This is a genomic window from Ruegeria sp. CDSB022 (genome assembly GCF_059611145.1).
On the sequence record NZ_JBXWOZ010000008.1, the window covers coordinates 19,773 to 41,802 of the forward strand.

The 22,030-nt window shown below is 56.1% G+C and carries 14 protein-coding genes and 1 tRNA gene; 14 read left to right on the plus strand and 1 reads right to left on the minus strand.

Annotated features, from left to right (window positions below; genetic code table 11):
• Positions 1-235 precede the first annotated feature (235 nt).
• Positions 236-320, minus strand: a tRNA-Leu gene (locus tag AC2FIZ_RS13335).
• Between the two features lie 664 nt (positions 321-984).
• Between AC2FIZ_RS13335 and AC2FIZ_RS13340 the strand changes: the two genes are divergently transcribed.
• The 14 genes from AC2FIZ_RS13340 (at position 985) to AC2FIZ_RS13405 (ending at position 21,942) form a co-directional block, all read left to right on the plus strand.
• Entirely contained in the window at positions 985-1,467 is a 483-nt protein-coding gene (locus tag AC2FIZ_RS13340; protein ID WP_246097206.1) for a hypothetical protein, read from the plus strand.
• A 2-nt stretch (positions 1,468-1,469) separates the two neighbouring features.
• On the plus strand, positions 1,470-3,482 hold the full coding sequence (locus tag AC2FIZ_RS13345; protein ID WP_496791144.1) for a dynamin family protein: 2,013 nt from the start codon (positions 1,470-1,472) through the stop codon (positions 3,480-3,482).
• A gap of 8 nt (positions 3,483-3,490) precedes the next feature.
• Positions 3,491-5,206, plus strand: coding sequence for a dynamin family protein (locus tag AC2FIZ_RS13350; protein WP_281995086.1), 1,716 nt, complete (start codon positions 3,491-3,493; stop codon positions 5,204-5,206).
• 30 nt (positions 5,207-5,236) lie between these two features.
• Positions 5,237-5,638: a hypothetical protein gene (locus AC2FIZ_RS13355; RefSeq protein WP_142636257.1), complete on the plus strand. Its 402-nt coding sequence runs from the start codon at positions 5,237-5,239 to the stop codon at positions 5,636-5,638.
• Between the two features lie 22 nt (positions 5,639-5,660).
• On the plus strand, positions 5,661-6,533 hold the full coding sequence (locus tag AC2FIZ_RS13360) for a hypothetical protein (RefSeq protein ID WP_281995085.1): 873 nt from the start codon (positions 5,661-5,663) through the stop codon (positions 6,531-6,533).
• A 67-nt stretch (positions 6,534-6,600) separates the two neighbouring features.
• Entirely contained in the window at positions 6,601-8,643 is a 2,043-nt protein-coding gene (locus AC2FIZ_RS13365; RefSeq protein WP_271948834.1) for a dynamin family protein, read from the plus strand.
• Complete coding sequence (locus tag AC2FIZ_RS13370; RefSeq protein ID WP_281995084.1) at positions 8,640-9,926, plus strand: dynamin family protein; 1,287 nt, start codon at positions 8,640-8,642, stop codon at positions 9,924-9,926. The genes AC2FIZ_RS13365 and AC2FIZ_RS13370 overlap by 4 nt, the downstream gene beginning before the upstream one ends.
• Positions 9,927-10,260: 334 nt before the next feature.
• Positions 10,261-12,456: a serine/threonine protein kinase gene (locus tag AC2FIZ_RS13375; RefSeq protein ID WP_281972934.1), complete on the plus strand. Its 2,196-nt coding sequence runs from the start codon at positions 10,261-10,263 to the stop codon at positions 12,454-12,456.
• A 202-nt stretch (positions 12,457-12,658) separates the two neighbouring features.
• Positions 12,659-13,630 carry an FHA domain-containing protein gene (locus AC2FIZ_RS13380; protein WP_281995082.1) on the plus strand — a complete coding sequence of 324 codons (972 nt, stop codon included), beginning with the start codon at positions 12,659-12,661 and terminating at the stop codon, positions 13,628-13,630.
• Positions 13,631-13,633: 3 nt separating this feature from the next.
• A complete protein-coding gene (locus tag AC2FIZ_RS13385; RefSeq protein ID WP_281995081.1) occupies positions 13,634-14,422 on the plus strand; it encodes a PP2C family protein-serine/threonine phosphatase in 789 nt (262 codons plus the stop codon).
• 19 nt (positions 14,423-14,441) lie between these two features.
• Positions 14,442-15,683, plus strand: a complete 1,242-nt coding sequence (locus tag AC2FIZ_RS13390) for a peptidoglycan-binding protein LysM (RefSeq protein ID WP_496689359.1) — start codon at positions 14,442-14,444, stop codon at positions 15,681-15,683.
• A 44-nt stretch (positions 15,684-15,727) separates the two neighbouring features.
• Positions 15,728-16,834, plus strand: coding sequence for a transporter substrate-binding domain-containing protein (locus AC2FIZ_RS13395; RefSeq protein ID WP_142636241.1), 1,107 nt, complete (start codon positions 15,728-15,730; stop codon positions 16,832-16,834).
• Between the two features lie 258 nt (positions 16,835-17,092).
• A complete protein-coding gene (locus tag AC2FIZ_RS13400) occupies positions 17,093-18,571 on the plus strand; it encodes a Y-family DNA polymerase (RefSeq protein ID WP_281972935.1) in 1,479 nt (492 codons plus the stop codon).
• On the plus strand, positions 18,568-21,942 hold the full coding sequence (locus tag AC2FIZ_RS13405; RefSeq protein ID WP_496791155.1) for an error-prone DNA polymerase: 3,375 nt from the start codon (positions 18,568-18,570) through the stop codon (positions 21,940-21,942). Before AC2FIZ_RS13400 ends, AC2FIZ_RS13405 begins: the two co-directional genes overlap by 4 nt.
• The last annotated feature ends 88 nt before the right edge of the window (positions 21,943-22,030 follow it).

The following is a 22,030-nucleotide window of genomic DNA, read 5'->3' on the forward strand; positions in this document are numbered from 1 at the left end:
ACTGTGTCCAGCAGCCAGCACCTAAAATCGAATTGCAGCTACGATATTCAAAGGATGTCGCATTATTTTAACATAATCTTCATTCTGCGATATTTACTGCGGGACCGGAAACCCAAAATGTCTCGAAAAGCTGTCAGAAGTGCGCCTTCTTTCGTGCGAAGGTCTCAGGGCAATCGGGAAAGTTGCTCTATTGGGTCAAATTTATAAAATATAATCAATGCAATACAATGAACTATGGTGCGGGTGGAGGGACTTGAACCCCCACGCCTTGCGGCGCCAGAACCTAAATCTGGTGCGTCTACCAATTTCGCCACACCCGCACGACCAGCAGCTGCTGCCGGAATGCCGCTCAATAGCAAAGCTTTTGAACGAGTGCGAGAGGGAAATTGTAGTTTACACGAAGAATATTGATGCCCGTTTCAGAACAAACCCAACCTCTGCTTAGAGGCACCTCACGACCCGAAAACATATGAAAGACCGCACGAGCACATCGACCGGAAAGGCCAATGGGCTTGCAGCTGACCAAGCTTTGCCTGACGCCGCCTAAAACAGAAATCTCGTAGACCAGGCAGACCCAAAATAAGACTATGTGAAACCTAGCGTCCTGTTAAAATTCACCATTGATGAACCTGCCAAATCTAAACACCCTCACGTTGTGCCGTGTTGTTGTTGCCTTTCCCGAAAGCGCACTTTGTTTGGGCGATGGATTCTGTCTCATGACAAGATTTTGCCAAATATGGAGCTGACCGCATGTATGTAAAACTATAATTTAATAAATAGTTACACCCCATTTGGGGGCCAGTTATCAAATTCGGCTCGCTGTGAACTTCAGCTGATATGCTCATATTTTTATACGCTTTTTAGTTTAGTAGTGGGCCCGGGCAAGTCCGCAGCCATACTTGCGCCACAATTCAAACGCCAAAAAATCTTATTCGCGTCAAAATAAGACCGCCTTGCCAGTAGTTGATGGGTGGAAAGGAGTTAATGAGTCTTTTGCCTTCGGGCGTCTTACCAGTTCGTTCGCTCAACTCCAGTACAAGGGTCTTTACCGTGACCAACATGATGAACTCTGCATCTGCCGAGCAAGACGCGATTGGTCTTGCACGCGAAAGTTTTCTTGGTGAACTCAAAACCCTGAATCGCGAACACCCGAATACCGGGTTTGGCATCTCGCTGCGCACGCATTCTGGCGGGCATTATTTGCTTGCCAATTCTCGAATGCCTCTGCCCGAGGTCAAATCACAGGGTTTCCCAACAGGGCGCAGTGTTGCGTGCCTGGAAAATAGCGACTGCTTCAGCTCGATCGAAGTGCTGGCCGATGCCCGCGCATATGAATCGATCACACCAAGCGCCGAAGCCGCAATTTTGGGCAACGCCCTGAACCTGATCGCCCGGATCGATACGCTGACCAGCGCACCTCACGGGCAGATCGAACCTCATATCGCCGCTACAGGAACCGGAGGCTAACCATGGCGCGTAACGATCATCTTTTGTCTGTTGGAAACGAAGCGCTGACCCCAATGACTTCGGCCATGTCGGCATTGACGACACAGATTGACCAACTGACAGAGGTGGCGGACGCGCGCTCTTCGGCACGTCTTGCGACGCTCAAGACACGCATGGAGAATTTCACTGCCAGCGTCACGCTGGTCGGTCAGGTCAAGGCGGGAAAATCTTCGCTTGTGAACATTCTGTCCGCACGCCCTGCCCTGCTGCCTTCGGATGTGAACCCCTGGACCTCTGTGGTTACCACGCTGAACATCAACACCAGAACCCAGGGTGATACAAAATCCCGGTTCACTTTCTTCGAACAAGAGGAATGGGACAATCTGATGGTTGGCGGCGGCCGGCTGGGAGAGCTGGCCAATCGGGCCGGCGCCGACGATGAAATGGACGATATCCGCCGTCAGATCGGCGAAATGAAAGCTAAGTCCGAGGAACGACTGGGTAAGCATTTCGACTTGATTCTGGGGCAAAGCCATCAATACGACTATTTCGATGAGGAACTGATCCAAAGGTATGTGTGTCTGGGTGATGAAGACGACCCGGACATCAACCCCAAGACCGGTCGTTTTGCGGATGTGACAAAGTTGGCTGAGCTGTACATGGACATCCCCCAGTACCCAATTTCCCTCAAGCTGTGCGACACACCGGGTGTAAACGATACGTTTATGGTGCGTGAACAGATCACCCTGCGCAGCCTGCGCGGGTCCGAAGTCTGCATTGTGGTTCTGGCAGCCAGTCAGGCTCTGACCACAATGGACATGGCTCTGATGCGGATCATCGCTCAGTTCGAAAATCGTCAGATTATCCTGTTCGTTAACCGAATTGACGAACTTGCAGATCCGGTCACCCAGGTTCCTGAGATTCGGGATCGGATTCTGGACACGCTGAGACAGAACAATATCGACACCAAGGCAAGTGTCGTGTTCGGCAGCGCTCTGTGGGCCGAGGCCGCGATAACTGGCAATCCCGATATTCTGTCTGAGGAATCCCGGAAAGCCCTTAACACGTTCTATCTGGCGGCCGGGTTTGGCGATCAGGCCCCGTCACTGGACAAGATTTGGGCGTTGTCCGGTTTGCCCGACCTATTGCTGGCGATGAATGAACGCATTGCCGAAGGCGCAGGAACTCGACTTCTGGACCGTGTACGCCACCGGGCGCGCAACATCGCCAGTCAGATCCGGGCGACCGCCGTGGCCAAAAAACTATCCGACAGCGAAGGGATTGTGCGAGAGCTGAACGGGGTAGCACCCGAAGACGCCGTGGCCGAGGTCAACGCAGAATATGAAAAGAAGGCCGCTGAGCTTACTGCTTCCTTGCGCGCGAAAGTGCTTGAGCGTCTGAACTCGGCCGAAGCCAACTTTGTCAAACGTGCCACCGATTCTCTGATCGCGCATCTTGAGCAAAATGGCGAGCAAGGAACGTGGCAGTACGATCCTGCCGGGCTGCGGACCTTGCAAAAAGCGGCCTATTTTAGCTTTGCCCGGTCGATGCGCAAAGAAGTTGGTGCGTTGTATTCAGCGGCAGCCGCTGACATCGAAGCGTTGTATCAAAGCCTGCTGGGCAACCATCTGGGAGAGTTCAGCATCGAGGCACCAATCGTCCCGCGGGTACCACCTCCACTGGGTATCGGACGCACGATTGCCCTGGACTTGCAAAGCACATGGTGGCGCCGCTGGTGGCAACGCCGCAATGGTTTCGAGGCCTATGCGGCGGATTATACGCGCCTGATCACATCAGAGGCGAATTCGATCACCAAGGATATCGAAGAAAACCAGATTGCAGCAGTTCTTGAAAATGTCCGCGCCGCCCTTTCCGACTTTATGCGCGAGCAAAAGGAGACTCTGTTGAACATTTCGGCCTCAGCCGAAAAGGACCCCGGTCGCAGTGCAGCGCTGATGGAGGGGCTGGCCCCTCAGAAATCCCGCGACGATATCCTCGGCGATATCCTGAAAGATCTTAGTAACGAGGCAGCATAAGTAGCGATATGGCAAAAGATTCACAAACCCGCTTCGTCTCTTCAAAAGCATGGGACCGCATTGAGAAATGGTCCCGCAGGAAACCTGTTTTTGCACTTATGGGGGAATTCAGCGCCGGCAAATCAACCTTGATGAACTTTCTGCTGCGCTCGGAGGCACTGCCTACACAGGTTACAGCCACACAGCTGCCACCAGTTTGGTTCAGTTGGGGTAGAAGGTCGGCCTATGTACAACGCCCTGACGGAACTCGCGAAAACATCAACCTGGACCAGTTGGAACAAGTCGGGGTGAATGATGCCCAGTTTATTCGCATATTTCTGGAATCCGACATTCTTGAAGCCGTCGACCTGATTGACACTCCGGGTATTTCCGACCCCAAGATTTCTACTGATGTCTGGCGACGGGCTGTCGGTCAGGCAAATGGCGTTATTTGGTGTACGCACGCCACGCAGGCATGGCGCGAAACTGAACGGGCAACCTGGGTTTCCCTGCCCGAACGGTTGCAACATAATTCATTGCTGCTGGTCACACGTGCAGACGTTTTGGATGTCAAGGATCGCCAAAAGGTCCTTCGTCGTGTGAACCGCGAAGCAGGTCACCTGTTCAACCGTTCGATCCTGTTTTCAGCCCGTGATGCCATCATGGCCCGCGACAAAAGTGGGGACGCCGAATTGTGGACCCGCAGTGGCGGTGGCAAGATGGTCGACAGCTTCCTGGAAATCACAGAACTCATCATGGACAGCCGCGCTCATCAGCTGGCGCGTTATCAAATTGACACCAGCTTGTCCGATGCTCCTCAGGTACACCCGCTGCGCCCGCGGCGCAATTTCTCGAATGTACAGGGAACCGCTCCGCTGAAGCTGGTAAATCCGCTGCATGAGGGAACAGAGCCCGAGGTGGTAACACAATTCCCAGTGCGCCCTGCCCGGGTCGAACTGCGCCCTGATGAGGTTGAACGTGCCCCGCGCATTGACCCACAAGAGGCCGAACGTCTGCGCGCCGACATGACCTCGGGCGCCGAGATCGTAAAAGAAGAAAAAGAAGACGAATTGCGGGCGTTCTTCCGGGAGACCACTCCCGAGGACTCGGACGTTGCCGATCTGTCCGTTGCTCCTACCGAGGATGATGAAACAGACCCACAGGCCGTATCCGTCATTGATGAAACTGACATTGTTGAAGTTCAGCCACTTTCTGCGGAAGCCGAAGTTGCTGAAGAAGAAAACCTGTTCAGTGACGAAGACGAAGCTGACACATTCATGGCCTCTTTGGAGGACCAGCTTACAGATGTTCCGGAGCCCGAAGAGACCGCTCAGGCAGAGCCGGAAGAAACCCCGGTCGAACTTTCCGTGTCCTCGATCACAGCGTTGATGGCTGAACAATCGGATGATGCCGAGGATGAGTTCGAACCAGAGCCGGAAACCAATGGCCTGATGAACACTCAGGTTGTCGCCATGCAAGAGAGCAGACCGGAAATCGCGGGCTCGTTTGAAGACATTGTAAACGTGTCCGTCGACACCCCGCTTAGCGCGGCGGCGATGTGGCGCGAGGTCACGGATGGCGAAGACATGCCCACCAACCCAGAAGCGTTGAAGAAGGTATTTCAAGCATTTCTTGAGGAGTTTGACCAAATCACGGCCGAACACAATGCGCGAAAATCAGATAACGCGGTAAGGCCCATGGCCAATACCTCTGAAGACACGGGTGTTGAACGACATGTACTTTAGCCGTGAGAAACCTAGGAGACAGGGCAACTGATGTCTATCGAAACAGCATTAAACGATGCGATGGCGACCATACCCGACTGCATAGCAGCCGGGTATGTCGACATGAAGACAGGTATGTTGCTAGGCACCCATGTCACAGACTCGGAAAGTGCCGAAGCCTTGGATACTCTGGCCATTGCGGTGGCCAACCTTTTTCAGGGGCGCGGTGTGATCGCGTTTGAGAATCTGCTGCGTTCGACCGACGCCGACGATACGGAAAATCCTGGGTTTGGCGAAATCGCAGTGTTTTCAAAGGATCGGCTGAATATTTTCCTGCGGACCCCGGACTACCCGGACCATGTGGTCTGCTACATCTGTCGCGACAGTGCCAATGTGGGGCTGGCGCTTACTAAATCGCACATAAGCCTAGGGCCGGTTACGGCCGCTGTATAACGGGACCAGAGGGGGTCACGGCATGATGGATACTGACATACTGGACATGCTCGAAGACATCGGGCGGTTGTCGGTCGCCCGTTTGAATCCGACGGTTACATTAGCTGCTGAGACGACTGAGATTCGTCGTGAAAAGATCCTGCGTACAATTCGCGGAACCATTTTGCCGCGTCGGCTGGAATTTACCGCGGCCAATGGCGATTGTCTGGCAATGGAGGTCAACAGCTCGCGGGTAACTGATGTTTTCCGGGTCCGCTCGGGCATGATACCGGATTTTGAAACTACTCCGCGTGAAGAGCTTGCGACTCGCTTGGCCGAATTGGTGTCCGATATTGCAGCAGCCCCTGCCCCGTTGGAGTTGCTTTCTCTGCAGCCGGACACGGCGCTTGAGGTTGATGATGTCGGTGTGACTTTCAGCGAGATTGCAAAGGCTTGCGGCACTATCGAGCTGCCGCCCGAGACGGTCGTTTCTTTGGTTCCCGACACGCCTGCCCCGCAAGAAACAGATATTCCAGCGTCCGCCGCCGAGGCGACAGCAGGAACCATTGCCAGCGCGTTTTTTGATGGCGCTGAACGGTTCGCATTGGGACGCGCCGAAGTCGCCTTGGACGGTGCAGCCATATCGCGGCTCGAAGGAGTATGCGACGTCGGGCAACCCATGCACGCCGATCAGGATCTGCTTCGTCAGTTTGCACAGGATCTTGTTGGGTGGGACGGTGACGCCGCCACCGCGCTGGATCATCCTCAGCTGATTGTAATGCGGCCTTCAGGGGGCAAAGGGGATGCGCTTGCCGTTCTGCATGACGGGTCTCAATTTGCGCTGGCCATTCATGAAGCGCGCAAACTGGGAGCCGTCGTAAACCTTTGGAAATCAGTTACGGGTTCGGAAAAATGATCCGGTGCCAACAGTTCAATTTTTCAACGAATTCGATCCGTGAAATTAAGTAGTCAGGGTATGTGTTATGAGTGAGAATAATCGTCGCGAGTTACTTCGTATAGCCAACGAGATGAAAGGCGTCAGCAATGACGAAACCGGGCAGTTTATCTCTCGGATCATTGGTGATCTTTCGAACCTGAAGCCCTCGATTGCTTTTGTTGGTCAGATCAAGGCCGGCAAATCCCGACTGATCAATGGATTTACCGGACAGGCCGAATATCTGCCGTCGGATGTGAACCCTTGGACAACCGTAATCACTGATATGCATTTCGGCCACCCGTCGGGCCGGACGCAAGGTGCCGAGTTCCATTTCTTCGACAACCGTCAGTGGCAGTCCCTGATTGCCGAAGGCGAAGAGCTGCGCAACATGTTCCCCGATGACGAGGACAGTTATAAGCGCGAGATGATCGAAGAACAGGTCGACGCAATGAAGACCCGCGCCAAGCTTCGGCTGGGCGATAGCTATGAACAGCTGCTGGGCCAACATCATGATCTGGAAGACCTGAATTCGGATGATTTGGCACGTTATGTTTGCGCAGGCGATGACCCGACCGAGGGTGGGACACATGATCCGGCATCGGACCGGGGCCTTTACAGCGACATCACCCGAAAGGCCGAGGTCTATTTTGACATCGGACATTTCCCATTTCCGCTTACGGTCACCGATACGCCCGGCGTAAATGACCCCCTGTTGATCCGCGAAGAGATCTCTCGCCAATACCTCAAGGAGTCCGACTTCTTTGTGGTTGTCCTGTCGGCGCATCAGGCGCTTTCTCGGGCGGACTTGAAACTGTTCCGCCTAATGCAAGCGCTGGAGTTGGGCCAGATCGTGGTTTTTATCAACCGCGTGGACGAATTGGGAAATGGTGCCGAAGATGCCTTCAAGGTGCGGGCCGATGTTCTGGACGGGCTTGAGAAGGCGCTTGGAAACTCGAACATTGACGTGCTGACCGGCAGTGCCCAATGGGCGCATTACGCCCTGACCGGTGACGAAGCCGGTATCAATCACGACGATGTCCTGGCCTGGCTGCGCGCGCATCCCGATCAGATGAAGCAATATCTGGACGGTGTCGAAGAGATCAAACAAGGCCCCGGCCCGATCAGCCGCGAAGGTGTTTTGCGCTTTGCCGCTATGATCGCCTCCGGGTTGCCCGATCTGCGCCGGCATGTGACCCGAGCGCTGACAGAAGGCCCGCGCGATGAACAACTGCGTATGGCCTGGCAGCATCTCAACAGCTTTGCCCAAGGTGAATTGGACCGGTCCAAAGCGCATCTGCGCGCGATCGAGAACGACACCACAACCTCGGCAGAAGACGCTGGTGAAAACAACAGGATATTGGCCGATCTGCGGAACTCGGTCAGCGACAAGACCACCAAGATCATTGACGAAATGGATGACGTCCTGGCCAACCTGAGAGGCGTAATGGATGACACCGTGGCCGAGGCCGTGTCGGGCGTTGTTCGCGGCCCGAACGGAGATTCTCCGCTGTTGTCGAAAACCGGAGAAACCGAGCTGAATTTCACTCCGCTGCGTGACCGCATGCGCGAACTTGTTCAGGGGGCCACCCAAGTTGTCCGCCAAAGAATGCTGAGCGAGCTCTACGCAATCGACATGCAAAGCAATGCCACGCTGCGGGCTCTGCCCGGCTGGCAGGACGCAACCGACAACCGGATGAACACCAGCGCAGTTCGCTGGTTCCGTCCGGACACGTCCGCTTTGACCCGTGGCATCACTGTCGAACTTCGGGTAAACTGGTTGTCCCGGCTGATTTCGCGTAAAAGTGTCGTGTCCCGTGCCGAACGCATGATCGTTCAGGAGTTTGAGATGATCGGAGATGATCTGGTGGATACCGCCCGCGGTGATTTGACCGAGCGGCTTAATACCGTGCTGGACCATTATCTGGCCCTGCTCGCCACACATCTTGAACATCGTGCCGGAACCGGCGAAACAAATGCCCGGGCCGAGGCGCAAGCCGCCTTCAACCACGCACAACATATTTCTGACGAGCTGGGCACCCTATTCAGCCAGCATCGAACAGATGAAAGACTAGCAGAGGCAGCGGAATGATCGAATTTCCCGGAACCGACAAGGAAGTGAGGCAGCTCGAGCGCTTTCTGACCGCGACCGAAAGCCTGCCGAGCGACGTGGCGCTCGAAGATATGCGCGCCCGTGCCTTGGCGCATGCCGAACGCTTGTCAAACGCGGTAAATATTGGATTCGCCGGAGAATTTGGGGCGGGAAAATCCAGCCTGGCCAACATGCTGGCCGGGGCAGATATTCTGCCTACCGGGCCGCAACATCTGAAACTGCCGCTCGTTATTGTGGCATATTCCGAAACCCCCGAAACAACTGTCGGGTGGTGGGACCGGGAACCTAAAGTCTATTCTGGAATTGCACTTGAAAAAGCCGCCAAAGACGAACCCGACTTTATCTCTGTTGGATTGAACACCCCTGCCCTGCAAGAGATATCGCTCTACGATCTGCCTGGGTCAGGCGCTTTGGATGATACCTATAAACCGACGCTCGATCTGCTCAAATTTGTGGATTGCGCGATCTGGTGCACCAACGGCACAAATGCATGGCGCGAAACGGAACGCCATCTTTGGGCTAAGGTTCCGGAAGAGTTGCGAGCAAACAGCATATTGGCTGTGACACATACAGATTTGCCTCCGGTTCGCGACGCGCTTGACCGGGTGTTGGCCCGCTTGAACAAAGAAAAGCGCAATATGTTCCGCTCGGTTGTGCCGATCGGCACCCCAGTGGCTGTCCGTGCCATGGCGCAAGAGCCAGAACCGGATTTCGCCCTTTGGGAAACCTGCGGTGGACAGGGGCTGGCCGAACAGGTGCTTGATATTGCTTCGAACCGGCGACAGGCAGACCTGAGTTCGGCGCGCGAAGATCTGGAACAGCACTTTCTACCCTATCTGAAATCGATTGACGTTCAGGTGCCGGACATAGCCGCCCTCGACGCGCCCTCTATGCAGGCTACGCTGGAAAACGTGCTACCCCCTATCGACAATCCGATCCTGGAAGACTGGCTTGCCGCAATTGCCAGTATCTATGAAGACCTGCGGGAAACCTCAAATATGGAGCCTGCGGCTTTCCTGCAAAGCTGTCAGGAAATCGTTGAGGATTTCGCCGAGCGCCTGGAAAACGATGACGAGATTGACCCGACGGCGGATTGGATTCCGGGTGAGTTCGAAAAGGCCACGGACTTGTTGCTTTTGCTTCAGTTCGAAAGCGGCGTTGCGCCACTGAAGGATGCGATTAGCATCCTGGCACAGCTGAGTGACAACCTTGCTTGGGCCGGCAGCCGGGTTGAATCGGCACAGCCAAAGACCGGAACCTGAAATTTCCGCTCAAAGCTGAGCGGCAATTCCGCGAATCGTAGAAGCGATTCCTACGAATCTATTGTTTCGAATTTGTAGACCAATCCTTAAGAATTTGTTTTTAGCTTTCGATTTTATCACAATATATTTCTATATGTAGTATAAACTGTCAAATACACACCACATATAGATCAATCGCAAAAACGATCCTTAGTGAAGCCATCAGGCGGCCCCAATAAAGTCAAATTTGAATCGTCTAACCGACTTGAGTGTCCTGCGGTTGTTTTTGGTTGTGTGTTTGCGGGCTATTTGCCCAGGTTTTTTGCCGCAAAACGATTAGAACGGGCGGAATGAAATGAGCCATAACCAGGCTGTCGGTGCAACGCACGACGAACCTAAGATTGAAGGACTTGAACCTGGCGCAAAGCTGTTGCGCGGGCAGTATGAGATTCTTCGTTTCCTCAGCAATGGCGGGTTTGGGATTACCTACCTGGCCCGCGACAGCCTAGAGCGCGATGTCGTGATCAAAGAGTGCTATCCGGGCGCTCTGTGCCGTCGGAATGGTGACGCGGTTGAACCCATCAATCCCGACCACAAAGAAGATCTGCGCGCGATCATCGACCTGTTCATTCAGGAAGCGCGCAATCACGCCCGACTGGTTCATCCCAATATCGTTGACGTACATCAGGTCTTTGAAGACAACGACACGGCGTATATCGCTATGGACCTGATCCGGGGTTGCGATCTTCTGGATTATTCCGAGAACCCCGAAAACGACGCTGGCCCAGATTTCCTTGTCCAAGTCACCGAGAAAATGCTGTCGGCCGTTTCGTTCATCCACCAAAGCGGAATGCTGCATCGCGATATCTCACCGGACAATATTCTGATTGACCAAAACGGAGACCCGGTCCTCATCGACTTTGGTGCCGCGCGGGAACAGGCAGCCAATCAATCAGCTGCCCTGTTGACTTTGCGGGTTATCAAAGACGGCTATTCCCCGCACGAATTCTATGTACGCGGCGCAGATCAGGGACCCAGCAGCGACCTCTATGTTCTCGCGGCGACGCTTTATCACGCCATCAGTGGCGAACGTCCGATCGACGGGCAAACCCGACTGAATGCCTTCAACAATGGCCAGGATGATCCCTATACGCCCCTCGCAGGTCAGTACAGCGGCTATCCCGATGGGTTCCTTGAAGCGATCGACAAAGCGATGGAAGTTCACGCAACAGATCGTCTGCAAACGGCCTTGGATTGGCTGCGGATGTTCCGTGGTCCCGGCGTCATGTTTGACTCGTTCGCCTATCGTCCGGTCTCGGTCATCGTAGCGATGGACCGTAAGGACGAAGTCGAAGAGCAAGCCCGGATCAAAGCCGAAAGTGAAAATGCCGAGGCGGTGGTGACTGCCTTGTTGGCTGGGAACCCTGACATTGCCCTGGGTAATGAGGATAAGTCTGAGGGCGATCTGGCCAAGTTTGCACAAAAAGAAGAGGCCGCGGTTGCGGTCGATACGATCGTCAAGAACGGATCAGGCGGCAGCGGTAAAGTCATCGCAGGCGCTGCTGCGGTGGTGGTTGCCTTGGCTGCAGGCGGATTCGTTTTGTTCAGTGGCAGCGAGGAAACCCCCGAACCGACAGCAGCGCCGGTCCAAGTGACCGAGACAGAGGCACCAGCCTCGGAACAGCCGGAAGAAGCCGTGGAAACGGCGGCACCGGCCGCTGCGGAAGAGGTCGTGGAAACGGCAGAACCGGCCGCTGCGGAAGAGGTCGTGGAAACGGCAGAACCGGCCGCTGCGGAAGCTGAAGCACCAGAACAAGAAGTCGCAAGCGTAGAACCTGTTGAGCAGACGGATACCCTCACGGCGCAAAACGCCGAAGCGCTACCTGTCGAGGCAGCCCCAGTTGCTGCTGACCCGGTAGAAATCAGCGCTGCTGCTGGCCAACCGGCAGAAACGCAGATTGCGTATTCTCATTGGGATGTGGAAATACCGTTCCAGACCTCGAAACGCCGCGCCTCGACTGGCAGCGTCGTTGTCGTGACCGGCATTGACCCCACGCTGGATACTTCCGTGATCGGAGAATGGGTGCAGCATGGGGCGTCGATTTATACTCTGAACGGAGTGCCGGTCCAGGCAGATGCAAGTTTTGCCGCCCAGATTTTGGATGACCTGAAGGTCGATCCGGATGGGTATATCCGCATCACTGCCCGTTATCGGGAACTCGGAAAAACCCGTGCGCAGAACGGATTGCTGGCCCTGCCCGCCATTCGCATGTTGGGTCTCGAGAATGGTTATGTGTTCACTATCAGGAACAGCAATGGAAACGGCTGGGCAACTGTTGTTGACACTGCACCAGACGCGCCCGCAGCAGGTAGCCTGCGCAAAGGCGATGTACTGATCTCGGAAAATCATACCGGTCAGAACATTACCAACCCTGAAGGGCTGGACGCGCTTTTGCAGCTCCTTGTTTCTGAAAACCAGTCCGAAGCCCGCTTTACAGTTCTGCGCAACGGTACTGAAACGGGTGCGGTTATGCCCCTGGTACAGGAGTAATGATCCGGTCTGATTGTGATCTGCCTGTGTGTGTTTGCTGAGAGTGAAGCGAAAGCCATCACTCTGACGGGGACCGGCCCGTCGCAGAAGGTAAATGAGTTTTTTGTTCCCAATCATCAGTGCCTGTGTACCGAACGTGCAGAGGTGAGTAGCAGCCCCATGGGACGTAGATCCTGTGCCAAGAAACAAAGGTGTCGACACCATGTTTAAATATAAAAGCCCCCTTAGCCGGCTTCTCGAAGGTGCCGGCAAACCTCAAGAGACCGAAACCGAGGAGGTCGCGGCACCTGAGTCTGATAACGCTGAACCGATTGCGGATTTCAACGCACTTCGTAATGCACTGGCAGGCGGCAACACTACCGCTGATAGCTACGATGAAAGCGAAGAACTATTACCCGAAGACAAGATGCCGGAGTTCTCCGAAGCAGAACAAGCCACTGCCGATGAGATTATCGTCGAGGAAGTGGTCGCCGAAGTGCAAAGCGCCACCGAGGTTACAGTTGATGCCGACCCAAAGGACGACGAACCGGTTGTGACACTGCATGTGTCAACCGAAGAACTGACAGCCACGATTGAAGATCCCGCGCCTGAAATGGCGATGGAAGAACCGGTCGTAGACGTAGTCGTCGAGACAGTTGATCCGGAACCAGAAGCGCCTTCTGCCCAAGAGGTCGAGGTACAACCTCAGCCTGCTCCTGCGGCAAAAGAAGACAGACGCAGCCGTGTGAAAACCACCTTCCTGGGCTTCGAGCGCGCGGATACGCATGTTCAGGACCTGATGGAATCGGCCGAGCCGGTGGCTATGGCCAAGACCGAGGCCGCGCAGGCGACATTCCCGGTGGGATGGCTTGTTGTAACTTCCGGCCCCGGCCGCGGTTCCAGCGTTACGCTGACAGAAGGCCTGATGCAGATTGGGCGTAATGATGATCAGGCGATCCAGCTGGACTTTGGCGACACTGGGATTTCCCGCAGCAACCATGCGGTAATTGCCTATGACCCGGAAGACCGCAAATGCTATTTGGGCCATGGCGGCAAGGCCAATCTGGTGCGCCTGAACGGCAAACCCGTTCTCAGCACGGTTCCACTCTCCACTGGCGATCTTATCCGGATCAGTGAAACCTCAATCCGTTTTGCAGCCTTCTGCGATGACGGCTTTGATTGGCGGGATGCTTAATTGATGCTGGCGACCCCGGCATATGATCTTGCGCTGATCCTGGATCAGGGTCAGCGCGACACGCAGGAAGACGCGGTCGCGTCGCGTATGTTCGACGCGGCGGATGCGGGCTATGTCATCGTCGCGGACGGAATGGGTGGACATGCGGCAGGAGAAGTGGCATCTGAACTGGTAGTCAAAGCCTGGCGCGATGCACTGGATACCGAACTTGAAGCAGACGCTCCGGCTGAGACTGCGCTGATCGACGCCTTACCCTTGGCAGCCATGCAGGCAAATGCCGCGATTTCGACTTACTGCGAGGAGCAGGGTGAAGATTTCAACATGGGATCAACCATGTTGGGAGTTTTGCTGCTGGAAAAGCGCGTCTTCTGGATTTCGATTGGCGACAGCCCCCTTTATCTCTATCGCGACCGTACCCTCAGCCAAATCAACGAAGACCATTCGATGGCTCCGATGATTGATGCTCAGGTTGCTGCAGGTACCCTTACGCCAGACCAGGCGTCGTCTCACCCCGACCGAAACCAACTGACTTCGGTGATAATGGGCGCCGCAATTCCCAAGGTCGATTGCCCGGAAGAACCATTGGGTCTTAGCACCGCGGATGTGCTGATCGTGGGAAGTGATGGGCTGCAATATCTGAGCAACACAGAAATTCAGGCAATTCTTGAGGAAAACGAAGATGCGCTGGCTCAAGATATTGCGGATGCGCTGTTGCGGGCACTGAGAACCAGGAACGACCCGGATCAAGACAATACGTCGATTGGCGTCATCAAACTCAGAAGAAACGACTAGAGGCAAAGCAACCGGACCAATGAAACTCCATCTGATCATATCCAGCCTGGCACTAGCTGCCGCGACGGGCGCTGCTTCGGCACAAGAAGCATGCTCAACCTATGAAATCCAGCGAGGCGACAGCCTGCGGGAACTGACCATCGCAGTCTATTCGACCGAAGATTTTCGGATCATCTTCGAGGCAAACCGCGATGTAATCGGAAATAATCCCAATGTCATCCGCGTCGGCGACGTTTTGACCCTGCCGTGTTTGGAAGATATCGGGCGCGCGGCTGCCGTGCCGCAGACAGAGGCCGAAGCAATGGCCGCCGAAATGGCCGCCGAACTTGTCAAGGCTGCGGAAGATCGCGCTGCCAAAGCTATCGCCGAAGCCGAGTCCCGCGTGGCCGAAGCCAAAGCAGAGGCGGTCATCGCCGCCAAGGCTGCGGCCAAGGATGAGATCGAGGCCGCGCGTGCTGAAGGTGCTGCCCTAATCCGCAATGCAGGTACCGGTGAACGTCCTGAAATCCGGGACCGTCAGTTGATTTTGATCACTGGCGGCAACTATTCCCCGTTCACGGATGAAGCTCTGCCGCATCGTGGTCTATATACAAATCTTGTTGAAACCGCGATGTTGCGCGCAGCGCCGGAACAGTCCTACAAGATCCAGTTCGTCAATGACTGGTCTTCACATCTGGATCTGTTGATGCCGACGCTGGCATTTGACGCAACCTTCCCGTGGTCGCGTCCAGATTGTGACGACGCAGATGCACTGTCTGAAAATGACCGTTCACGTTGTGAAACCTACAATTTCTCAAACCCGTTCTATGAAGTTGTGGACACGTTCTTTGCTCGCGAAGGTTCGGGCTATGAAGAGACCCTGACATATGCGGATTTTGCCGGTGCAACCATCTGCCGACCCGAGGGCTGGTCTCTGTCGCATATGGATGCGGTGGGGCTGTACGAGCCCGCGATCACGATACTGCGCCCGGTTTCGCCGGATGAATGTTTCCATGCATTGATGGATGGAACCGCCGACATCGCCGCAATTGAGGCCCATCTGGCCGTCGAGGCAATCGGTCGGCTGGGTTACGAGCATCGCATTGTAGAAAACCCCAACTTGGCAGCGATCAAGTCTCTTAACATCATGACTCACAAGGATAATCCTGATGGAGAAGCGATCCTTGAAACGCTTAATCAGGGTCTGGCGATCATGCAGCAATCAGGAGAGTGGCGCGACATCGTCTCAACCGCTCTGCGTTATCAAATGGAAAATGGCTAAGGCCCTTATTGGCCTAAACTCAAAAAAGTCTGGAGGAAGTGGACATGTATAAATTTAACCTGAAGAAAGTCGTGATTTCGGCCACCGCCGTCACCGCCCTGAGCGCCGGAGCTGCCGCAGCACAGGAAGCCTGTAGCAACTATACCGTCGCGGATGGTGACACGATGGCGACCATCGCCATCGCGGCTTATGGCACCTCGAACTATCAGCCGATCTTCAACGCCAACCGCAACATCATCACCAACCCAAACGCGCTGGCGCCTGGATTGGTTCTGTCCCTGCCCTGTGAAGACGGTAGTCTGCCGAATGGCCAGTCAGCACAGGAACTGATCGCAGCAGAAGAAAAGCGTGCGGCCAGTGTGAAACGTTCGAACGTCTACGCCCCGCCAATCAAGCTGGTAGCGGGTAACGGATGGGAGCCATTCACGACCGAAAGTCTGAGTGGTGGTGGGATCATGACCCGCCTGGCGACCACAAGTCTTCAGCGTGCCGGCAACAGCCGTGATTTCTCGGTCAGCTTTGTCGACGACTGGACTTCGCATTTGGAAACTCTCTTGCCGCTCGGCGCATTCGACATCTCGATCGCCTGGACAGTTCCAGATTGTACAAATCACACCTATGAGTGGTCTGCAGCGACTGAATCCCGGTGCAACGAGTTTGTTGCTTCGGTTCCGGTCTATGACATCGTCGGCGGCTTCTTCACTTTGCCGGAAAGCGAATACTCACAAGCGACGGCCTTCGAAGACCTCAAAGGTGCAACCCTGTGTCGTATGGACGGCTGGAGCATGGTTGTACTTGAAGAAGTCGGCTTGAATTCCGATAACCTGACGTTGGTTCACCCCAGCTCGGCCCGCGAGTGTCTGGATGCCGTTTTGACCGGCTCAGCCGATGTGGCCGCGTTCGAGGTCGATCTTTTCGCCGCAACCATGAAGGACATGGGTCTGACCTCGGAAGATATCGTAGAAAACCCCTATGTTTCCACGCTGTCCTCGATGAGCTTCCTTGCGCACCGCACCAACCCGTTTGCACGCGAATACATCGCTATGGTCAACAAGGGCCTGAACGAGATGCGTGAATCCGGCGAATGGTACGCGATCATCTCGGACACGCTGCGTGAACAGAACGAAAAGCTGAACGCCGCGTCAAACTAATACCGATACATATGAACAGTCGCAGGGCCGGTCTTTGGACCGGCCCTGTCTTTTTTCAAGATCAGAAGATTTTTGCGACAGGAATGAGAGTCCGAATAATGGCTGCCGCGGTTTGATGCCTAAAAGGGTCGACCTTCCCTTCGAAGCCGAAACAACTTGGCCCCGGTGGCACTATCTACCGGCGTTTGATCCAAAAGACTCGACTCTGTAAAAGTGGAAGCATAAAAAGAACAAATCAAGAACATATTGGTATCTGGCATGTTCGATGGAATGCAGCGTCGCGTCGTTTCATTGTGGTTTCCTCGGTTGGCAAGCGACCGGGTTCTGCGTCGACGCCTGGTGAATGGGCCCTTTGTCCTGACGCTCAAACAACAGAATGCCAATCGTATTTATTGCCTGAACGCTCAGGCTGCGGAACAGGGGCTGCATCAGGGCATGTCCTATGCGGATGCGCGCGCCTTTTGCCCCGCTTTGCAAAGCTGCACAGCCGATCCTCAGGCCGATATGCGTTTCCTGCACATCCTGCGTCGCTGGGCAACGCGCTATTGCCCCTGGGTGGGGATGGAAGGCGAGGATGGGCTGGTGCTTGACGTCACCGGGTCAGCCCATCTCTTTGGCGGCGAAGAGGCGATGTTGGCTGATATGCGCGGACGGTTTGCGCGCGCAGGGCTCTGGGTGCAGATCGGGTTGGGGGATACGCGCGGTGCGGCTTGGGCGCTTGCCCGTTATAACGAGGGGGTCGCAGCCTCTGGCAATATGCTGACGGCCCTAAAGTCGCTGCCGGTGGCGGCCTTGCGTCTGGATGAGAAGACCTCGGTCGCCTTACAGCGCATGGGCCTGCGCAAAATTGGTACATTGGCGGCAGCACCGCGCGCACCGCTGACACGGCGTTTTGGTCCCGGTCTGCTGCTCAGGCTGGATCAGGCTCTGGGCGCGCAACCCGAAGCAATCACGCCGCTGTCCGATCCCCCCCATTACGCGGTGCGCATGACCCTGCCGGACCCCATCGGATTACTGTCGGACGTGATGGCTGGTACCGAACGGCTGTTGGCCCAGCTCTGCGCCAAGCTGAAGGCGCAAGAGATGGGCGCCCGGAAACTTTGCATGACATTGCGTCGGGTGGACCAGGACTGCCAGCAGGTTGAACTGCGTCTGGCCCGACCTCTGCGCGATCCTCAGCGTATCCTGTCTTTGTTCGAACGCGGTTTGGGGGAAATAGATGCTGGCTTTGGCATTGATCAAATGCGGTTGGAGGCCACCGGGGTTGAAGCGCTGCCAGTACAACAAATCAGCCATGTGTCGGACCACAGCAAGAGCCGGCTGGATGACCTGATCACCCGGCTGGGCACCCGGGTCGGGCTTGAAAACATACAGCGTTTCCTACCTGCGGACAGCCATATTCCCGAGCGCAGTTTCATCATCGCGGCCGCCGCCTATTCCAACCCCTCCAGCGGCTGGAGCATCCTGAACCCACGCCCGCTCTACCTGTTTCCACCCGAACCTATTGCGGCAACCGGCCCGCATCCGCCCGCGCGGTTCCGCTGGAGACGTATGTCCCTGACAACCGGCCATGCCACGGGCCCCGAACGCATCGCGCCCGAGTGGTGGCATCAGGATGAAAGCTGGCGGTCCGGTCTGCGGGATTACTGGCGAGTGGAAACCACGCAGGGGCGCAGGCTCTGGCTGTTTTACACGCCTCAGAATCCGGGCTGGTTTGTACAGGGAGAGTTCGCATGATCGCCGCAAACCGCCCGATAGACGCCCTGCATCGCCACATGCCAAAACCCCATGCACAGGGGCTGGGGTATGCCGAACTGTGCGTCACCACGAATTTCACCTTTCTGACCGGGGCCTCCCACCCCGAAGAGCTCGTCCTGCGCGCCGCCGAGCTGGGATTGTCGGCAATAGCCATCACGGATCACAATTCATTGGCAGGGGTTGTGCGCGCATGGTCGGCACTGCGAGAGCTTAAGCGGCAGACCAAACAGCCCCTTCAAATCAGATCCGAACATCGTGTTGATGCCTCTTCCCGGCAAGAGGTTGGCCACAGGCAGGCGCTTCCGAAACCGGACTGCACTGTTCTGCCTAAACTGATTACCGGCTGCCGGCTGCTGCTGCGCGACAGTGCGGTAGATTGGGTGGCGTTGCCCTGTGATCTGGCAGCCTACAAACGCTTGGCCCGCCTGCTGACGTTGGGCAAGCGGCGTGCGGATAAGGGTGATTGCGAGCTCTATACGCAAGACATGCTGACGGCCTGCAAGGGCATGATCCTGATCGCCCTGCCCCAGACCACCCTGTCAGAGGCCGCATCGGATATTCAAACCGTGCGGCGACGATTTCCCAATCATGTTTTTCTGGGTGCAGTGCCACGCTATGACGGCAGCGATCAGGCCTACCTGGCCGAATGCGCCCAACTGGCCCAGAAAAGCTGCGCCCCAATGGTGGCGGTCGGGGATGTTCTGATGCACCGCGCCCACCGCAAGCAACTGGCCGATATCCTGACCTGCATGCGTGAAAATATCACGATTGATCAGATCGGCACCCGCGCATTGCCCAATGCCGAACGCCGCCTCAAATCCGGCCATGATCTGGTCCGGCTGTTCCGCCATCACCCCAGCGCCTTGCGGCGCACGATGGAGATTGCCGACAGGTGCAGCTTTGATCTGGCGGAGCTTTCGTATGAATACCCCGATGAGATTGCAAGCGGGGAACATCCGCAAACGCGTCTGGAACGTCTGGCACACGAAGGGTTGCGGCGCCGGTACCCCGAAGGGCCGCCCGACACGGTGGTCGGGCTGATGCGCAAGGAACTGGCGGTGGTCGCGGATCTGCAGTTTCCCGCTTATTTCCTGACTGTACATGACATCGTACAATATGCCCGGTCGCAGGGCATTCTGTGTCAGGGGCGCGGGTCCGCGGCCAATTCGGTGCTCTGTTACCTCTTGGGCATCACGGATGTCAGCCCCGACCAGATCGCCATGGTCTTTGAACGGTTCGTGTCCAGATACCGGGGCGAGCCGCCGGATATTGATGTCGATTTCGAGCATGAGCGGCGTGAAGAGGTGATCCAGTGGATTTACGAGAAATATGGCCGCGAACGTGCTGGTCTTTGCGCAACTGTCATCCATTTCCGCACCCGTGCAGCCATTCGCGAGGTGGGCAAGGTCATGGGGCTGTCGCAGGATGTAACCGCTGGGCTGTCGAGCCAGATCTGGGGCATGAGCAATGGCGGCGTTGATCTGGACCGTATTCGCGAGCTGGGGCTGGACCTCAGCGACCGGTGCCTCATGCAAACCATTCATCTGATTGGCGAAATCATCGGCTTTCCCCGCCATCTGTCCCAGCATGTTGGTGGTTTTGTGATCACCAAAGGACGCCTGGACGAGCTTTGCCCGATTGAAAATGCCGCAATGGAAAACCGCACCGTCATCTGCTGGGACAAAGATGATATTGATGCTCTGAACATCCTGAAAGTCGATGTGCTGGGGCTTGGTATGCTCAGTTGTCTGCGCAAATCCTTTGGCCTGCTGCAACAGCATGAAGGCCAGACCCTGAGCATCGCCAAGGTGCCTCAGGACGACACCGCCACATATGACATGCTCTGCCGGGCGGATGCGATCGGCGTCTTTCAGGTCGAAAGTCGGGCGCAGATGAATTTCCTGCCCCGGATGCGCCCCCGCGAGCTTTATGACCTGATAATCGAAGTTGCCATTGTGCGCCCTGGCCCCATTCAAGGGGATATGGTGAAGCCCTATATCCGGCGACGCAATGGGCTGGAAAACCCCGAACCCTTTGGCCCGAAACTGGAACAGGTGACAGCGCGCACATTGGGCGTCCCCCTGTTTCAGGAACAGGCCATGCAGATTGCCGTGGTCGGGGCCGGATTCACGGCGGAAGAGGCCGACCATCTGCGCCGCTCATTGGCCACGTTCCGGCGAATGGGCACAATCGGCACATTCCGGGATAAATTCATCAATGGGATGCTGGGCAACGGCTATGACATCAAAGTAGCTGAGCAGTGTTTTTCCCAGATCGAAGGCTTTGCCGATTACGGGTTCCCGGAAAGCCATGCGGCGGCCTTTGCCATGCTTGCCTATGTCTCGGCCTGGCTGAAACGCCATCACCCGGCGATCTTTGCCTGCGCGCTTTTGAACTCTCAACCCATGGGGTTTTACGCGCCCGCTCAGATCGTGCGCGACGCCCGCGAGCATGGGGTCGAAATCCGCCCCATCTGCGTCAATCATTCCGAGTGGGACAATATACTGGAACGTCGCCCCGATGGCGCGCTGGCGCTGCGGCTGGGATTCCGCCAGATCAAGGGGTTCAGGGAAGAAGACGCCGGCTGGATTGAGGCCGCCCGCGGCAATGGCTATCAGGATCCAGAGGCGCTGTGGCTGCGTGCGGGGCTGCGGCCTGATGTACTGACGCGCCTGGCCGAGGCAGACGCTTTTTCCGATATGGGGCTGACCCGGCGCGATGCACTCTGGCAGGTCAAAGCCATTCAAAGCCCCAAACCTCTGCCCTTGTTCAATGATCCGATTGACGGGGAAACGGTTCACGAACCCCCGGTCAACCTGCCCGCCATGCAGCTGGGCGAAGAGGTGGTCGAGGATTATGTTGCCACCCGCCTGACCCTGCGGGCCCACCCGATGGAACTGCTGCGCCCCTCTCTGCCAGGGCTGACCACACATGTCGCCTTGCTAGAGGTGCCCCTGGGGCGGCACAGCGTTTGTGGTCTGGTTATCACCCGTCAGCGGCCGGGCACGGCGTCGGGTATAATTTTCCTGACGCTAGAGGATGAAACCGGGGTCAGCAATGTGGTGGTCTGGCCCAAGGTTTATGAGCGTTTCCGCCGGGCCGTGATGGGCGGGCGCCTGCTGCGGATCACAGGGTATCTGCAGCGTGAAGGGATTATCGTGCACCTGATCGCCCAGGACGTTCAGGACATGTCACATAAGCTTTCCGAATTGGGGCACCCGCAACCAGAGGTCCTAAGCACCGAAGGGTCCCGCACTGATGATACACCGAAGAAATCCCGCTATCCTGCCAGGGCAATGCACCCACGGGATCAGGCAAAGCGGCTGTTTCCAAGCCGGGATTTTCATTGAACCGCACTGCTGCATATCTCTGGCAGGGTCCGCACTGTCGGATTGCCGCAACTCAAAACAATATTGAGGCAAACTCACCCCTACCCCG

Bases quoted from the DNA above. Each gene is read 5' to 3' on its own strand.
- AC2FIZ_RS13340 (WP_246097206.1), top strand. From the start codon at position 985: ATGAGTCTTTTGCCTTCGGGCGTCTTACCAGTTCGTTCGCTCAACTCC.
- AC2FIZ_RS13345 (WP_496791144.1), top strand. From the start codon at position 1,470: ATGGCGCGTAACGATCATCTTTTGTCTGTTGGAAACGAAGCGCTGACC.
- AC2FIZ_RS13350 (WP_281995086.1), top strand. From the start codon at position 3,491: ATGGCAAAAGATTCACAAACCCGCTTCGTCTCTTCAAAAGCATGGGAC.
- AC2FIZ_RS13355 (WP_142636257.1), top strand. From the start codon at position 5,237: ATGTCTATCGAAACAGCATTAAACGATGCGATGGCGACCATACCCGAC.
- AC2FIZ_RS13360 (WP_281995085.1), top strand. From the start codon at position 5,661: ATGATGGATACTGACATACTGGACATGCTCGAAGACATCGGGCGGTTG.
- AC2FIZ_RS13365 (WP_271948834.1), top strand. From the start codon at position 6,601: ATGAGTGAGAATAATCGTCGCGAGTTACTTCGTATAGCCAACGAGATG.
- AC2FIZ_RS13370 (WP_281995084.1), top strand. From the start codon at position 8,640: ATGATCGAATTTCCCGGAACCGACAAGGAAGTGAGGCAGCTCGAGCGC.
- AC2FIZ_RS13375 (WP_281972934.1), top strand. From the start codon at position 10,261: ATGAGCCATAACCAGGCTGTCGGTGCAACGCACGACGAACCTAAGATT.
- AC2FIZ_RS13380 (WP_281995082.1), top strand. From the start codon at position 12,659: ATGTTTAAATATAAAAGCCCCCTTAGCCGGCTTCTCGAAGGTGCCGGC.
- AC2FIZ_RS13385 (WP_281995081.1), top strand. From the start codon at position 13,634: ATGCTGGCGACCCCGGCATATGATCTTGCGCTGATCCTGGATCAGGGT.
- AC2FIZ_RS13390 (WP_496689359.1), top strand. From the start codon at position 14,442: ATGAAACTCCATCTGATCATATCCAGCCTGGCACTAGCTGCCGCGACG.
- AC2FIZ_RS13395 (WP_142636241.1), top strand. From the start codon at position 15,728: ATGTATAAATTTAACCTGAAGAAAGTCGTGATTTCGGCCACCGCCGTC.
- AC2FIZ_RS13400 (WP_281972935.1), top strand. From the start codon at position 17,093: ATGTTCGATGGAATGCAGCGTCGCGTCGTTTCATTGTGGTTTCCTCGG.
- AC2FIZ_RS13405 (WP_496791155.1), top strand. From the start codon at position 18,568: ATGATCGCCGCAAACCGCCCGATAGACGCCCTGCATCGCCACATGCCA.